This window comes from Alphaproteobacteria bacterium, assembly GCA_040220875.1.
In the GTDB taxonomy this organism is placed as follows: domain Bacteria; phylum Pseudomonadota; class Alphaproteobacteria; order JAVJVX01; family JAVJVX01; genus JAVJVX01.
The window spans coordinates 220,751-236,328 of record JAVJVX010000005.1 but is presented as its reverse complement, the minus strand read 5'-3'; the positions used below and the strand labels follow the sequence as shown (position 1 = coordinate 236,328).

General features: G+C 66.7%; 10 protein-coding genes. 3 read left to right on the top strand and 7 right to left on the bottom strand.

What is annotated here, in order from left to right:
• The first annotated feature begins 93 nt into the window (after nucleotides 1-93).
• The 3 genes from RLQ26_03380 to RLQ26_03370 all read left to right on the top strand — a co-directional run bounded on the left by RLQ26_03380 (nucleotide 94) and on the right by RLQ26_03370 (nucleotide 5,475).
• On the top strand, nucleotides 94-2,424 hold the full coding sequence (locus tag RLQ26_03380; GenBank protein MEQ9087763.1) for a UvrD-helicase domain-containing protein: 2,331 nt from the start codon (nucleotides 94-96) through the stop codon (nucleotides 2,422-2,424).
• A complete protein-coding gene (locus RLQ26_03375) occupies nucleotides 2,408-3,328 on the top strand; it encodes a 50S ribosomal protein L11 methyltransferase (protein MEQ9087762.1) in 921 nt (306 codons plus the stop codon). Before RLQ26_03380 ends, RLQ26_03375 begins: the two co-directional genes overlap by 17 nt.
• Before the next feature lie 119 nt (nucleotides 3,329-3,447).
• Nucleotides 3,448-5,475: an aminopeptidase P family protein gene (locus RLQ26_03370; GenBank protein MEQ9087761.1), complete on the top strand. Its 2,028-nt coding sequence runs from the start codon at nucleotides 3,448-3,450 to the stop codon at nucleotides 5,473-5,475.
• Here the strand turns inward: RLQ26_03370 and ligA are convergent.
• From ligA to RLQ26_03335, 7 genes are all read right to left on the bottom strand, one after another.
• A complete protein-coding gene (gene ligA / locus RLQ26_03365; GenBank protein ID MEQ9087760.1) occupies nucleotides 5,472-7,571 on the bottom strand; it encodes an NAD-dependent DNA ligase LigA in 2,100 nt (699 codons plus the stop codon). The genes RLQ26_03370 and ligA overlap by 4 nt on opposite strands.
• Before the next feature lie 4 nt (nucleotides 7,572-7,575).
• Nucleotides 7,576-9,228: a DNA repair protein RecN gene (recN, locus tag RLQ26_03360; protein ID MEQ9087759.1), complete on the bottom strand. Its 1,653-nt coding sequence runs from the start codon at nucleotides 9,226-9,228 to the stop codon at nucleotides 7,576-7,578.
• Between the two features lie 36 nt (nucleotides 9,229-9,264).
• On the bottom strand, nucleotides 9,265-10,137 hold the full coding sequence (locus RLQ26_03355) for an outer membrane protein assembly factor BamD (protein MEQ9087758.1): 873 nt from the start codon (nucleotides 10,135-10,137) through the stop codon (nucleotides 9,265-9,267).
• A gap of 231 nt (nucleotides 10,138-10,368) precedes the next feature.
• Nucleotides 10,369-11,376, bottom strand: coding sequence for a UDP-3-O-acyl-N-acetylglucosamine deacetylase (gene lpxC, locus RLQ26_03350; protein MEQ9087757.1), 1,008 nt, complete (start codon nucleotides 11,374-11,376; stop codon nucleotides 10,369-10,371).
• Nucleotides 11,377-11,567: 191 nt separating this feature from the next.
• The gene (ftsZ, locus tag RLQ26_03345) at nucleotides 11,568-13,382 is read right to left on the bottom strand and encodes a cell division protein FtsZ (GenBank protein ID MEQ9087756.1); all 1,815 of its coding nucleotides are present in this window, start codon (nucleotides 13,380-13,382) and stop codon (nucleotides 11,568-11,570) included.
• Between the two features lie 76 nt (nucleotides 13,383-13,458).
• On the bottom strand, nucleotides 13,459-14,700 hold the full coding sequence (ftsA, locus tag RLQ26_03340; GenBank protein MEQ9087755.1) for a cell division protein FtsA: 1,242 nt from the start codon (nucleotides 14,698-14,700) through the stop codon (nucleotides 13,459-13,461).
• A 7-nt stretch (nucleotides 14,701-14,707) separates the two neighbouring features.
• Nucleotides 14,708-15,550, bottom strand: coding sequence for a cell division protein FtsQ/DivIB (locus RLQ26_03335; GenBank protein MEQ9087754.1), 843 nt, complete (start codon nucleotides 15,548-15,550; stop codon nucleotides 14,708-14,710).
• Between the last annotated feature and the right edge of the window lie 28 nt (nucleotides 15,551-15,578).

The following is a 15,578-nucleotide window of genomic DNA, read 5'->3' as shown; positions in this document are numbered from 1 at the left end:
TTGCTTTTGGCCCCGTGGCGGCCGATCCGGGCCAGCGAGCGCCACCGCATATGGGGGCTCCCATTCGTCCGGCCATCGATATACTGTGGGCTCATGTCCAACTCCTCTTCATCCAACCCGCCCTCCCTCTTCGGGACGGGGGCCGCCGGCGCGCCCGCGCAAGAAGGGTCCGAAGCCTCGTATCTGGCCGACCTCAACCGGCCCCAGCGCGAGGCGGTTTCGGCGATGGATGGTCCCGTTCTGGTCCTGGCCGGGGCCGGGACCGGCAAGACCCGCGTCCTCACGACCCGACTCGCCCACATTCTCCGCAGCGGGCGCGCCGCGCCCCATCAGGTGCTGGCCGTGACCTTCACCAACAAGGCGGCGCGCGAGATGAAGGCGCGGGTCGAGAAGCTGATCGGATGTCCGGCGGACAATCTGTGGCTTGGCACCTTCCACGCCCTGTGCGTCCGGATTCTGCGACGCCATGCCGAGGCGGTGGGACTCAAATCCAACTTCACGATTCTTGATCCGGACGATCAGACGCGTCTTCTGAAACAACTGATTCAGGCGGCCGATATTGACGAGAAGCGCTGGCCGGCCCGGGGGCTCCGCGCCATCATCGAGCGCTGGAAGGACAAGGGCCTCACGCCAGACCGGGTGTCGCCGGCCGATCTGGGCGATTTCGCGATGGGCCGCTCCCTCGAGCTGTACCGCCAGTACCAGGACCGCCTGAAAACGCTCAATGCCGTCGATTTCGGCGATCTGCTGTTGCACTGTCTCACCCTTTTCACCGAACACGGTGACATTCTGGAGCGCTACCAGAAGCTGTTCCGCTACATTCTCGTGGACGAATACCAGGACACCAACGTGGCCCAGTACCTCTGGCTTCGGCTTCTGGCCAGATCCCATCAGAACATCTGCTGCGTGGGGGATGACGACCAGTCCATCTACCGGTGGCGTGGCGCCGAAGTCGGCAACATCCTTCGCTTCGAGGACGATTTTCCCGGCGCGCGCGTCGTGCGGCTCGAACAGAATTACCGCTCCACCCCCCATATTCTGGGCGCCGCCTCGGGTCTCATCGCGCAAAATGACGGCCGGCTCGGCAAAACTCTCTGGACCGAACGCAAGGAGGGCGACCCTGTCGTCGTCAAGGGTGTCTGGGATGGCGAGGAGGAGGCGCGCGTCATCTCGGATGAGATCGAGAGTCTCCGGACGGCGGGGCATGCGCTCAACGATATGGCGATCCTGGTGCGCGCCGGGTTCCAGACCCGCGAGTTCGAGGAAAGGTTCATCACCATCGGCCTGCCCTACCGGGTGGTTGGCGGTCTGCGCTTTTACGAGCGCCAGGAAATCCGTGATGCCATCGCCTATTTCCGCGCGGTCATAAGCCCGGACGACGATCTCGCCTATGAGAGGATCATCAACCTGCCCAAGCGCGGGATCGGGGATGCGACTGTGCAGACGGTCCACCGCCTGGCGCGGGCGGAGAACATCTCGTTTTCCATGGCGGCCGGCCGGCTTCTGGAAACCGACGAGTTGAAGCCCAGATCGCGGACCGCGGTCGCCCGCTTCCTTGACTCCCTCTCGCGCTGGCGGGCCCAGTTGCCCAGTTTGCTCCATGCCGAACTGGCGGAGATCATTCTCGATGAATCGGGCTATACCGATATGTGGGCTCGGGACAAATCGCCCCAGGCGCCGGGCCGACTGGAAAACCTCAAGGAACTCATCCATGCGCTCGAGGAATTCGAGACGCTGCCGGCCTTCCTGGAGCATGTCAGCCTCGTGATGGAGAACAGCGAGAACCAGGCCGGCGACATGGTCAATGTGATGACGCTGCACGCCGCCAAGGGGCTCGAGTTCGATACTGTCTTTCTGCCCGGCTGGGAGGAGGGACTTTTCCCTCATCAGCGCGCGCTGGACGAGGGCGGCGTGGCGGCGCTGGAGGAAGAGCGCCGGCTTGCTTATGTCGGCCTCACCCGCGCGCGCAAACAGGCAGCGATTTCCTTCGCCGCGAATCGCCGGATCTATGACCAGTGGCAATCAAGCCTGCCGTCGCGCTTCATCGACGAGCTGCCGGGCGAGCATGTCCGCTTCCTGAGCGATCAGGGCCTCTACGGTGGGCCGGCATCACCCGTTGGCGCGCTGGCGGAGGATACGGACGGCTTCGATTATGCGCCCGCGTCGGGGCCGGGACGTTATCATGCCCATCTCGGCGCAAGCCAGTCGCCCGGCCAGCTTGCCCGCGCACGCCGGGCCGCGCGGGACGACGCCCGGCAGAAAGCGTTCGTGGGCGACGAACGCGGCATCGGTGTCGGCCAGACAGTATTTCACCAGAAATTCGGCTATGGCCGGGTGCGTTCGGCCGATGGCGACAAGCTCGAAATCGATTTCGAGAAAGCGGGCATCAAGAAAGTGATGGGCAGCTTTGTGGAACCCGCCTGAAGCGGGGACGGCGGCGCACCGGACCTGGCGGGTGGGCGTGACCTGCCCCGAGGTGGCGGCGGTCGGCGTCACCGAGATCCTGGAGAGGCTCGATGGGGATGGCGGCGCGGCCATCTCGGCCTTCGAAACCGGCGCCGATGGGGCGTGGCGCATCGAGGGGTATTTCGCAAGCCCCCCGGATCGGGCACGTCTCGTGGCCGATCTTTCAGCACTCACCCTCGCCCTGGATGTCGCCCTGGCGCCGGCGGAAGTCACAATCGTCGAGCCCGAGGACTGGCTCGCGGTGACGCGCCGCGCGTTTCCGGCGCAGCCCGTCGGGCAGTTCTTCATTCGTGCCTCATTCGACGAGACCCCCGTCCCGGCGGGTCGGATCGGCCTTTGTCTCGACGCGGCGACGGCCTTCGGCTCCGGCGAGCACCCCACGACCCGCTCCTGTCTTCTCGCCCTCGACGACCTGGCGGCGGCGCTGCCGGCAGCGCCACGGATTCTGGATCTCGGCTGCGGTTCCGGTATTCTCGCCATCGCCGCTGCCCGGCTCTGGCCGGCGGCGCGGGTGCTGGCCATCGATATCGATCCCGAGGCGGTACGGGTGACCATGGAAAACGCCCGGCAAAACGGGGTTGGCGCGCAAATCGAGGTTCTCGTGGCGGACGGGTTCGACGGGATCGCCCAGGCAGGGCCGTTCGATCTGATCCTCGCCAACATTCTCGCCACCCCGCTGAAACGCCTGTCCGGTCCGGCCGCGGCCGCTCTCTCGCCCGGCGGGCGCATCGTGCTGTCGGGCATTCTCAACCCGCAGGCCGACGACGTGGCGGCCGCCTATCGCCAGGCCGGGCTGGACGAAAGCGCCCGCATCCGGCGTGACGGCTGGAGCGCCCTCCGCCTGGAAAGGCCCGGCCGCTGATCCCGCTTTCGGGGGGCGGGGCCAAAGGATCATGGCGGGCCTTGTAACCTCATCCGGCTCTCCTTAGCTTGATCGGGCTCGGGCACGCCCGGGCTTTCGTCGGAACAGGGATTGGTCGCGTGACAGAGATCCGGGGTCAGACAGAGCTGGAACACCTGATGCACCGGGCGGGGGTCGATCTCAGTCAGGAGGAGCTTGACGCGCTGATCGACGGGATCGATGCCGCGGCCGACGGATTCGATAGCGAGTCCTGGGTGAATCTTGTGGTCGAGACGCCGCCCAGGGCGCTTCGCGAGGCCCTTCTCGGGTATCGCCGGACCAGAAACCCGGCCCGCCTGGAGATACCGCCCGCGCCCGCAGGGCGGCTTGCGGCGCTGCGCGCGGTGCTCAAGGCGGACGGGCTCGACGGGATGATGGTGCCGCGCGCGGATGCTCATCAGGGCGAGTTCGTGGCCCGGCAGTCCGAACGGCTTGCCTGGCTGACCGGCTTCACCGGCTCGGCCGGGCTGGCGGTCATCCTCGCTGACCGGGCGGCGCTGTTCGTCGATGGCCGTTACACGCTGCAGGCCCGGCAGCAGGTGGATACGAACCTGATCGTGCCGGTCCATCTGGCCGACCAGCCGGTCGAGGCCTGGCTCGCGGAAAATCTCGCTCGCGATATTCGCCTCGGATTCGACCCCTGGCTTCATACGCCGCGTCAGATCGACCGGATGGAACGCGTGGCACTCGACAAGGGCGCTTCCCTCGTTCCGGTGGAGCGCAATCCGGTGGATCAGGTTTGGTCTGATCGTCCGCCAGCCCCGCTGGGCCCCGTCGTGCCCCATGACCTTGCCTATGCCGGGCAAAGCTCGGCTGACAAGCGCGCCCTGATCGCCCGTCAGTTGAGCGCACGGGGCGAAGCGGCGGCGGTGTTGACCCAGCCCGATTCCATCGCCTGGCTGTTCAATCTCCGCGGCCAGGACGTGCCCCATTCACCGCTGGCGCTGAGTTTCGCGGTGCTGCGTGACGATGGCGGCGCCGAGCTGTTCATGGACCCGCGCAAGGTCACCTATCGCGCCCGGCAAAGCCTTGATCCCGACGTGCGGCTCAATCCGCCGGACGCTTTCGGTCCGGCCCTCGACAATCTGTCCGGCCGGCGCGTGCGCATCGATCCGGCGAGCGCGGCGGTCTGGGTCTTTCGCCGGCTGGAGGCGGCGGGGGCGGAAATCAGCAAGGGCGATGATCCCTGCCAGTTGCCCAAAGCCTGCAAGAACCCGACCGAGGTCGCCGGGACTCGTCAGGCCCATATCCGCGACGGAATGGCGCTGACGCGGTTTCTCGCCTGGCTCGATCTGGCGGCGCCGGAGACGGTTACGGAACTGGAAGCGGCCGGCAGGCTGGAAGCTTTCCGGCGCGAGGACGGGCTGATTCGCGATCTCAGTTTCGAGACCATCTCGGGCGCCGGACCCCATGGCGCGGTCGTGCATTATCGCGCGACGCCGGAAACGGACCGCGTGCTCGATCGCGATTCGCTTTTTCTCGTCGATTCGGGGGCGCAGTATCCCGACGGCACCACCGATGTGACGCGGACCGTTGCCATCGGGACACCCAGCGCCGAGATGCGCGACCGTTTCACCCGCGTGCTGAAGGGCCATATCGCGCTCGCGCGGGCGCGCTTTCCCAAGGGCACGACCGGTTCCCATCTGGATGTGCTGGCGCGGCAGTATCTCTGGCAGGCGGGTCTCGATTACGACCACGGCACCGGTCACGGTGTCGGGAGCTATCTCGGCGTGCACGAAGGACCGCAACGCATCTCCAAGATGCCCAATGCGATCGCGCTCGAGGCCGGGATGATCGTGTCCAACGAGCCGGGCTATTACAAGGAAGGCAGCTACGGAATCCGGATCGAGAATCTTGTGGTCGTGACGCCGCTCGAGGCTGCCGGGGAGGGGGCGCGCGAGCTGCTGGGATTTGAAACCCTCACCCTGGCGCCGATCGACCGGCGCCTGATCGAGCCGTCGCAGATGACCGGGGAAGAGATCGACTGGATGGACGCGTATCACGCGCGGGTGCGGGAGACGCTGGCCCCCCTCATCGCCGACAGGGCGACGCGCGATTGGCTGGCCGGCGCGACGGCCCCCCTCGACGCGCCGCCGGACCAGGCCTAGGCCTCGCCCGCGAGGCGCCGCCACTCCTCTTCATTCAGGATTGTGACGCCAAGTTCGCGCGCCTTGCGCTCTTTCGAGCCCGCATCGGCGCCAACGACCACGTAATCGGTTTTTTTGGATACCGAGTTCGAGACCCGTGCCCCCAGCGCCTCGGCCCGCGCCTTGGCCTCGCTTCGCCCCATGGTATCGAGCGCGCCGGTAAAAACGATGGTTTTACCCGAGACGGGGGTGTCCATCGCCGGGCCTTCCGCGGCCTCGATCGTAAGTTCTTCTTCCAGCCGGTCGAGAATGTCACGGTTGTGGGCCTCGGCGAAGAATCCAAGTATATCCTCCGCCATGTCCTCACCGATGCCGTAGATATTGGTCAGTTCGGCATACGCGTCCGACTCGTGATCCTGGGCTGCGGCCATGGCGCGGCGCCAGGTCGGGATGTCATGGTAATGACGGGCCAGCAGCCTGGCCGTCGCCTGACCGACCTGCCGGATGCCGAGGGCGTAAATGAGGCGCTCGAAAGGAATGGTGCGCCGATCCTCGATAGCGGCGAGGAGGTTCTCGACCGATTTCTCGCCCCACCCTTCCCGCGACCTCAGCTCATCCGCATGATCGCGCAAATGGAAGATATCCACGGGCGATTTCAGCAGCCCTTCGGCCGTGAACGCCTCGACATGTCTGGCGCCGAGCCCCTCGATATCGAACGCGTCGCGTGACACGAAATGGCGCAGCCGCTCCACCAGCTGGGCCGGGCAGACGAGCCCGCCCGTGCACCGGCGCACGGCCTCGCCCGGCTCGCGTATGGCCTGGCTCTGACAGGCCGGGCAGGTATCGGGAAAAACATAGGGCTTGAGCCCCTTGGGCCGTTTTTCCACGATGACGCGCACGACCTGGGGGATCACATCTCCCGCGCGCTGGATCACGACATAATCACCCTCGCGAATATCCTTGCGGGCAATCTCGTCCTCGTTGTGCAGCGTTGCACGGGAGACAACCACGCCGCCCACGGTCACGGGTTCGAGCTGCGCCACCGGCGTGAGCGCCCCCGTGCGCCCGACCTGAATGGTGATTTCCCGGATCCTTGTTTCCGCCTGTTCTGCTGGAAACTTGTGCGCGATCGCCCAACGTGGCGCGCGGCTGACCATGCCCAACCGGTCCTGATAATCCAGCCGATCCACCTTGTAGACGACCCCGTCGATATCGTAATTGAGTTCCCCACGCCGGGCGGCAATTCGCGCATAGACGTCGAGCATCGCGCCTACGTCCCGGCAATGCTCGGCCAGCGGGTTCACCGGGAAGCCCCAACCCTTGAGCTGGCCGAGGAAATCCCAGTAGGTCGCCGGCAAATCGGCGCTGATTTCGCCCCAGGCATAGGCGAAAAACTGCAACGGGCGGCGGGTCGTGACCGCCGGGTCAAGCTGGCGCACCGACCCGGCGGCCGCGTTGCGCGGGTTGGCGAAAGGTGGCTCGTCGTTCTGGCGGCGGGACTCGTTCAGGCGGGCGAAATCATCCTTGGCCATAAACACCTCGCCCCGCACCTCGACAACGGGCGGCACCGCTCCACCCGTCAGCCGGCCGGGTATATCCTTCACCGTCGCCAGGTTCCGGGTGATGTTCTCGCCCTCGGTCCCGTCGCCTCGTGTCGCGCCGAGGGTGAAATGGCCCTTCTCGTAACGTAGCGCCACCGACAGCCCGTCGATTTTGGGCTCGGCCACGAAAGCGGGGGTCTCGTCGCCAAGCTTGAGATAGCGTTTCACCCGATCGACAAACCGGGTCACGTCCTCCTCGTCGAAGGCGTTGTCGAGCGACAGCATGGGGCGCGCGTGACGGACCTTTTCAAACCCCTTCGCGGGCGGTGCGCCGACGCGCAGACTGGGACTGTCCTCGCGACGGAGCTCGGGGAAGCGCTCCTCGATCGCGGCATTGCGCTGGCGAAGCGCATCATAGGCCGCATCCGAAATGACCGGCGCATCGGACTGATAATAGGCCTCGTCATGGGCTGCGATCTCCCGGGCGAGGCGCGCGAGTTCTTCGCTGGCCTCCGTCTTGGAGAGCGTGTCGGCCGGTTTTTCGGCCAGGGGCGCATCTTTTTGCCGCGCTGCCATGGCGTCAGGAAACAGCCGGCCGGTCATGCGGCTGGAGAAGCTGATCCGCCGCCTGGCGCGCTGCATCCGTGATATTCGCCCCCGAAATCATGCGCGCGATTTCCTCGCGCCGCTGAGCCAGCGACAGGGTTTCCACCGTCGTCAGGCTTCCGTCCCCGTCCTCGCCCTTGCTGACGCGGCCATGGTAGTGACCCTGGGCAGCCACCTGAGGGGAATGGGTGATGACAAGGACCTGCAGGGTCTCGGCCAGTCTGGCAAGCCGGCTGCCGACGGCGGCGGCCGTGGCCCCGCCGACGCCGCTATCCACTTCGTCGAAAACGAGTGTCGGGGCCGACCCGGCGCCGGCGAGCACTACCTTGAGGGCGAGCATGATGCGCGACAGTTCGCCGCCCGACGCGATCCTCGCGAGGTCGCCGAAGGGTGTGTCCGGGTTGGTGGCGATCTCGAACCGGATGCGGTCGATCCCATGCTCGCTCCAGGCCGTTTCCTCGAGCGCATCGAACCGCACCCGGAACCGGGCTTTCTCAAGCTTGAGGTCCGCCAGTTCAGCGACCACACGGCGTTCGAGCGACCGGGCGCTCTTGTTGCGCCGGGCGCGAAGTTCCTCCGCCTCGGTCAGGAAATCGGCGCGCCCTGCCGCTTCGGCTTCCCTGAGGGCAGCGATATTGGCGTCGCTGTCCTCGAGCATCTCGAGACTCTCGCGCAGGCGCGCCAGGACGTCCGGCAGTTCGTCGGCGGCCACTTTATGACGCCGGGCCTGATCCTTGAGGGCGAAGAGGCGCTCCTCGATCTCCTCGAGATCACGCGCGGGCGCCTCGAAATCCGCGCCGACATGGTCCATCTGCGAAAGCGCCTCCTCTGCCTCCAGCGTCGCGCGCTCGACGGCGGCGAGCGCCTCGTCGAGCCGCCCGCCCGCCTTGGGCGTGGCCTTTTCGAGGAGGGCGCCGGCGATCTTCAGGCGATCGAGGATACCGTCATCCGCACCCAGCAATCCGCGGCCCCGCTCCAGCGTATCGGCCAGCTGCTCGCGGTTCTGCAATAGCGCTCGCTCGGCCGCCAGTTCCCTGTCTTCCCCGGGGCGCGGCGCCAGTTTCTCGAGCTGGGCCAGCTCGGCACGAAGAAACTCCTCTTCCGTCCGGGCTTTTTCCAGCTCAGCCTCGCTCTCCTCGCGCCGGAGCGCGGCCTGGCGCCAGCGCCGGAACGCGTCGCGCACCGCCCGCCCGGCCGCTTCGAGCCCCGCATGGGTGTCCAGCGCGGCGCGATGGGTCGCCGGGTCGAGCAGGCCGCGCTCCGCGAACTGGGCCTGGACTTCGACCAGCGTATCGCCGATTTCCTTGAGCAGGCCGACACTGACCGGCTGATCATTGACGAAGGCGCGGCTCCGCCCGTCGCGGGTGAGGACACGGCGAAGGATCAGTTCGCCGTCGCTGGCGAGCCCCTTTTCGGCGAGCAGGCGATGGGCCGCGTGATCGGCCGGGATGTCAAAACTGGCGCTGATGACCGCCTGATCGGCCCCCGTGCGCAACAGGCCGGCCTCCGCCCGTTGGCCCAGCGCCAGCCCGAGCGAATCCAGCAGGATGGACTTGCCGGCGCCGGTTTCGCCCGTCAGCACGCCGAGGCCCGATTCGAACGTGAGATCGAGGCTTCGGATCAACACTACATCGCGGACGGACAGGGTCAGGAGCATGGCCGGCTAAAACAGCGATTGCCAGGTCTGGTCGAAAAAGTCCTGGTTCTGCCGCTCGAGGTCTTCCGGTGTGGGTGGGCGCTGATAGTCCTCGTTCAGGAGCGCGTAGCTGTCGCGATACCACTCGCTGTCGGGAAAATTGTAGCCGAGGACGGCGGCACTGCGCCGGGCCTCCTCAAGCAGGCCGAGGGAGAGGTAGCATTCTGTCAGCCGGTGCAGCGCTTCGGGCACGTGCGAGGTCCCGTCGTAATCGGCCAGCACGGTCTTGAACCGGTTAATGGCCGCGAGGTAATCGGTCTTGCGCTGGTAGTACCGGCCGATCTCGATTTCCTTGCCGGCCAGATGGTCGCGCGCCAGGACAGCCTTTCCCTTGGCGTCCTTGCCGTATTTGGTATCCGGGAACCGGCGGACAACCTCGTTGAGCGCCTCGAACGCGCGTTGTGTCATGCCCTGGTCGCGCTCGACGTCACTGATCTGCTCGTAATAACTGAGCGCGCGCAGGTAATAGGCGTAGGCAATGTCCTCGTTGCCCGGATGCAACTGGATGAAGGCTTCGAGTTGGTCGATGGCCAACTGGTACTTGTTCTCAAGGTAGAGCGTGTAGGCCGCCATCAGCTTCGATTTCGTGGCCCATTGCGAATAGGGATGCTGGCGCTCGACCTCGTTGAACTCGACCACGGCCTGGTTGTAGTTACCGACCGAAAACTCGTCGAGGGCGGTATTGTAGATGGCCCCGGGGTCGCGATCGACGAATTCAGGCTCGCCGCCGTCGCTCGCGCAGCCGCCCAGCACGAGGACCAGGGCGAGGACGGCAGGGGCGAGCCGGCCCCGGCGGGGGCGGCGGCTGGCGGCGGGGCGGTCAGGCGAAGCTGGCATCATGGGACGGTGCGGGCGTTTTTTTCCGGTTTGTCGGCCGACATCTTATCACGGCTCGGCCGGGTGGGGGACAGGCACTTATAACGCAGGCCGGCGCAGACGCAAGCAGGGGGGCTTCGCGGGCAGGGTGCCGACGGCGATCGCCTGGGGGGTATTTTCGGGGCGGAGATCTGCCGGCCGTGCCATGGAGGAGAGCGGACGCCCGCCTGGTGTCCGGCCCTATGGCGGCAGACCCTAGCCGGCGGCGAGTTTGAGTTCTTCCGTGCCTCGCAGGCGGCCGTCGGGTGTCGTTGTTTCGCCGACCGGACCGCTCATCGGTGCGACGGGCGCGTCCGCCCATTCCCAGGCGGCATCGTCAGCAAAAAGCGCACGAAGCAGCTTGTTGTTGATGCGATGGCCGGCGCACGAGCCTTCGAAGCGGCCAAGCACGAGGCCGCCCGCAAGATAGAGGTCGCCGATCGCATCCAGCAGCTTGTGGCGCACGAATTCGTTTTCGTAGCGCAGACCGTTCTCGTTGAGGATTCGCTCGCCCGAGACGACGACCGCGTTGTCCAGGGATCCGCCCAAGGCCAACCCCTGGGACTGAAGCGCGGTCACATCCTCGAGGAAGCCGTAAGTGCGTGCACGGCTGACCTCCGCGCGGAAGGTGGGTTCGGAAAAATCCAGTGTGTGTGATTGGCGGGCAATCACGCGATTGTCGTACTCGATCTCGAAAGAGAGGGAGGGTTGCTCGGCCGGAGTCAGGCTGGCCTTTGCGGTCCCGTCGCTCACCGAAACGGGCTTCAGCACGCGCAGGACCCGGCGTGGTGCTTCCTGTTCGACCACGCCCGCGCATTCGATCAGGAAAAGGAACGGCGCGGCGCTGCCGTCCATGGCCGGAACCTCGGCGCCATTGATCTCGATCAGCGCATTGTCGATGCCCGCGCCTGCCAGCGCCGCCATCAGATGCTCTATCGTGGCCACGTTCGCGCCCTGTCCGTTGCCGATCACCGTGCACAGCCGCGTATCCACCACATGATCGTAGCGTGCGGGAATATCGCCCGCACCCGCGGGCCCAACCCCCGGGCCCGTCCGGCGAAACACGATGCCTGTGTCTGCCGGCGCCGGATGCAGGGTCATCGCGACATGCGTGCCCGCATGCAGCGCCGTGCCCGAGCAGTTGATCGGGTTCTTGAGCGTGCGCTGGCGAACGGGCTCTTTGCCCGCCCCGGTCAGGCTGAAAGGAAATCCGTCTCTTGGCATGGTCTCTGGTTGGTCCCCCTGGGGGCGCTGTCCTTGGGCGCGTCCCGTCCCTTTGTCCCGAAAAGGGCAGGGGGAGTTAACCAAACTCCCCCTGCTGTCTCAAATCACCTTTTGTTACAGAATGTTACGCCAGAACCGCGGAGGTTCAGCCGGTTCATTCCACCTTCCGGCCCTGCGCCGTGAGGCCTCGCTCAATTGGCTTGCCGGCGCAGGAAGGCCGGAATATCGAGGAGGTCGTCCTCGGACTCCGCCCCGCCCGTGGCCGCCCGCTCGACCGGCATCCGCGATTGCGGAACCTCGCGCGGCCTTGCCGGCGCCGAGGCCTCCTCAGACCGGGCCGGGGTCTCGCGGCCCGGCGCCGCCTTCGGCAGGGAGGGCGCCGGTGCCGACGCCTGTTCGGTCGGAGTTTCTGCCGATTCCGGCGCCTCGTCGCGGGCGGCCTCCTTCTGTCGGCTGCCCATGAAGCCGAACAGTCCCGGCCGGTTGCTTCTGGGGCGGTCCGGCTGCCGGCCGCCATTGGCCATGGCCGCCTCGGCAAAGGGGTCTGGCCGGGCCGCGGTCGCCCGCGTGGCCTGTTCCGGCGATGCGGCGGGCTGGACCGGGCGGGGCGGGATGAACGGCTGGTCCGCCGCCCGGGTGCCAGGGGCCGTCACGGTCGCGGCGGGTGAGCCGGCGGCCGGGTCGGAAGCAATCGCCCCGGGCGTCTCGGGGTCCGCCAGGCTTGCTGCCTCGGGCACGGTATCGCCGGCGGTTTCGGCGCTTGTCTCGAGCTTCGTCTCGAGCTTCGTCTCGGGATCCGGCTCGGGGATGGCTTCGCCCGCGGGCTCGGCCATCGCCACTGCTGTCGCCGCGCCACCCGTGGCCACGGGCTGGGGCTGGCCTGGCATAGGGCTCACCGGGGACGGCCGGAAGGCCGGACTGGCGGTCGTGGCAACCACCGCCGGCCGGACCGGGCCCGCGTGGTTCGTCGTGGGTTGGGCCAGGCGCGCGCGGGCTTCGGTCCGCTCCCGGATTTCGGGATGCCGGGCGCCGATCGCCTCGGCGTCGATCCCGGTCGCGACGACCGAAACCCGAAGCTGGCCTTCCATCGCCTCGTCGAAGGTGGAGCCGAAGATGATATTTGCTTCCGGATCGACTTCTTCGCGAATGCGATTGGCGGCTTCATCGACCTCATACAGCGTCATGTCCATGCCGCCGGTGATATTGATGAGAACCCCGCGGGCACCCTTCATCGAGACGTCGTCCAGCAACGGGTTGGAGATGGCCGCTTCGGCCGCATCGGTGGCCCGTTTATCGCCATCGCCTTCGCCGGTGCCCATCATGGCCTTGCCCATTTCGGACATGACGGCCCGGATATCCGCGAAGTCGAGATTGATCAGGCCGGGCATCACCATGAGGTCGGTAATGCCCCGCACGCCCGAATAAAGGACGTTGTCGGCCATCGCGAACGCATCGGCGAAGGTTGTCTTCTCGTTCGCCACCCGGAACAGGTTCTGGTTGGGAATGACGATCAGCGTATCGACAAACTGCTGAAGCTCCTCAATCCCCGCCTCCGCGAGCCGCATCCGGTTGGTTCCTTCAAAGTGGAACGGCTTGGTCACGACGCCCACCGTCAGGAGGCCGTGGTCGCGCGCGGCCCGCGCGATAACAGGGGCCGCGCCCGTGCCGGTGCCACCGCCCATGCCGGCCGTGATGAAGAGCATGTGGCTTCCGCCCAGCTGCTCCATGATTTCCTCGATCGCTTCTTCGGCGGAAGCTCGGCCGACTTCGGGGCGCGAGCCGGCGCCGAGGCCCTGGGTGATCGTCGTGCCAAGCTGTAACGTGCGTGGCGCGCCCGACTGGGCAAGGGACTGGGCGTCGGTGTTCATGGCTGTGAACTCGACCCCCCCCAGGTTGAGATTGATCATATTGTTGACCGCGTTGCAGCCGGCGCCGCCGACTCCTACCACGGTGATACGAGGTTTCAGTTCCGTTTCGGTTTGCGGAACGCTGAGGTTGATGGTCATTTCAAATCTCCATTCCCCATAGTGGTTCGATTGTTCCGGTGCTGACCGGATGGCCATCGCCGGGCTCCCTTGCGCCTCAAAAGTTCTCCTTCAGCCAGAGACTCAGGCGGCGCAAAAACCCCTCGGGGTCGCCTGATCTCTCTTGTTCCATTCCAAATCCTTCGTTTTCCGCCGCGTTGGCGTAGAGCAGCAGACCGGCCGCCGTTGAAAAGGCGGGTCCGCTCATGGATTCAGCGAGCCCGGCAATGCGGGCCGGCCGCCCGATGCGGACCTGCTTGTCGAGAATGAGGGCGGCCAGTTCCCGCACGCCCTGTAGCTGGCAGGCGCCACCGGTCAGGATCACCCGCCGCCCCGCCAGCCGATCGAGGCCGCTCGCTTCGAGCGCGGCGCGCACCATTTCGAATGTTTCCTCGATCCGTGGTCGGATGATCCGGTGCAGCAGAGATTTGGAGACGTAGTTCGGCTCACCCGTCTGCGGTTCGCCGACGGGCGGCACGTCGATCCGGGCCTTGTCATCGCCAGGCAAGGTGGAAGTGCTGCCATAGAGTGTCTTGATGCGCTCCGCATCCGCCACCGAGGTGCAAAGCCCGCGCGCGATATCGCTGGTTACGTGGTGGCCGCCGACCGGGACCACGTCGGTATAGACGACCTTGCCGTTGACGAAGACGCCAAGGCTTGTGGTGCCGCCACCCATGTCGATCACAGTGGCGCCAAGATCCATCTCGTCCTCGACCAGGCAGGCCAGGCCCGAGGCGTAGGCCGAGAGCACGACACGCTCGATGTCGAGATGGCTGCGCTCGACACAGGTCACGAGATTGCGGACGGGGCCGCTCGTGGCCGTGATGACGTGCATTTCCACGCCCAGATTGTCACCAAACATCCCGCGTGGGTCGCGAATGCCGGAGGCATCGTCGACGCGGAACCCAACCGGTATCGAATGGATGACCTCGCGTTCCTCAAGATCCACATGGATCTGGCCCTCTTCGAATACGCGGCGAAGATCCGCGTCACCGATCTCGTGGCCATTGAGTGCGACTTCGACATCCAGGCGGCGCGAGCCGGGGCGGCCGCAGGACAGGTTGACGAGCACCGAGTGGACCGTCTCGCCCGCCATCTGTTCGGCCGCGTGTACCGCCTGGAGGATGGAGGCCTCCACCGCGTCCATATCGATGATCGCTCCCGCCTTGAGGCCCCTGGACATCTGGTGCCCGATGCCGCGGACGCGGGGCATGCCGTCGGGCCCGGTCCGGGCGACCAGGCAGCAGGTCTTGGTGGTGCCGATGTCGAGGGCGGCGATGGTATCGTTACGCAGTTTCATTTCTCGCTCACGTGTCCTGGCCCGACGCCCCACGCCGGGTGTCGGGTCCTGGCGTGCCGGACGGACGCAGGTTGCGGGGTTTGACCGTGATGCGGTCAGGCAAGCGCAGATCGATCGCCGCCATGTCGCGTGAAAGTATTTTTTCGCGCGATTCCAGCTCGGCGAGGCGCGTCAGCGCCGCATCAAAACTCTCCGCCGGCAGGCGGACTTCCACCGCGTCATCGAAACGCAGGTTCCATCGCCGGCCGGCGATCCGTACGGCCGCGGTCAGTCGCCGGGCCAGGGTGGGGTGGCGCCAGATGGCCTGGAGCAGCGTCTCGGTCAGATCGAGCGCACCGTCGCCCGCGATCACCGGCAGATCGGCATGCCGGGCCGCTATGTCGCGCTCCAGAATGGCGCCGGTACGGTCGATCAGGTGCAGTCGGGCGTCTGACTGCCAGCGGGCGGCGGGCCGGCGTTCGAAGAGATGAATGGCCAGCGTGCCCGGCAGGCGGCGGGAGACGGCGGCGCGTTCGACCCAGGCGAGCGCCTCGAGCCGGGCCTTGGCGGCCGCCAGATCGGTGGCGAGGATGGGATCGCCCCAGGCGACACCGAGCGCGGCGCGCAACTCGCCCGGGTCGGTCTCGACGCGCCCGCGCACCAGGGCCTCGCGGACAAACAAGCCATGGGCCACGGTTTGCTCGAAAAAAGCCGTTTCCACGCGTTCCGCCGCATGCCCGATCCAGCCTGATGACCAGAGATACCAGGGGCCGCCCACCAGCAGAGCGGCCGCCGCCGCGCCGCCGCTGCCCCAGGCGATGAGCCTGGGCCAGCCGGATCTGCGGCTGCTGGCCGACCGGCGGCGGGGCATGCGCTTCGTCTTCGGGCGTGGGAACGGA

Bases quoted from the DNA above. Each gene is read 5' to 3' on its own strand.
- RLQ26_03380 (MEQ9087763.1), top strand. From the start codon at position 94: ATGTCCAACTCCTCTTCATCCAACCCGCCCTCCCTCTTCGGGACGGGG.
- ligA (MEQ9087760.1), bottom strand. From the start codon at position 7,571: ATGGCAGCGCGGCAAAAAGATGCGCCCCTGGCCGAAAAACCGGCCGAC.
- RLQ26_03355 (MEQ9087758.1), bottom strand. From the start codon at position 10,137: ATGATGCCAGCTTCGCCTGACCGCCCCGCCGCCAGCCGCCGCCCCCGC.
- lpxC (MEQ9087757.1), bottom strand. From the start codon at position 11,376: ATGCCAAGAGACGGATTTCCTTTCAGCCTGACCGGGGCGGGCAAAGAG.
- ftsZ (MEQ9087756.1), bottom strand. From the start codon at position 13,382: ATGACCATCAACCTCAGCGTTCCGCAAACCGAAACGGAACTGAAACCT.
- ftsA (MEQ9087755.1), bottom strand. From the start codon at position 14,700: ATGAAACTGCGTAACGATACCATCGCCGCCCTCGACATCGGCACCACC.
- RLQ26_03335 (MEQ9087754.1), bottom strand. From the start codon at position 15,550: ATGCCCCGCCGCCGGTCGGCCAGCAGCCGCAGATCCGGCTGGCCCAGG.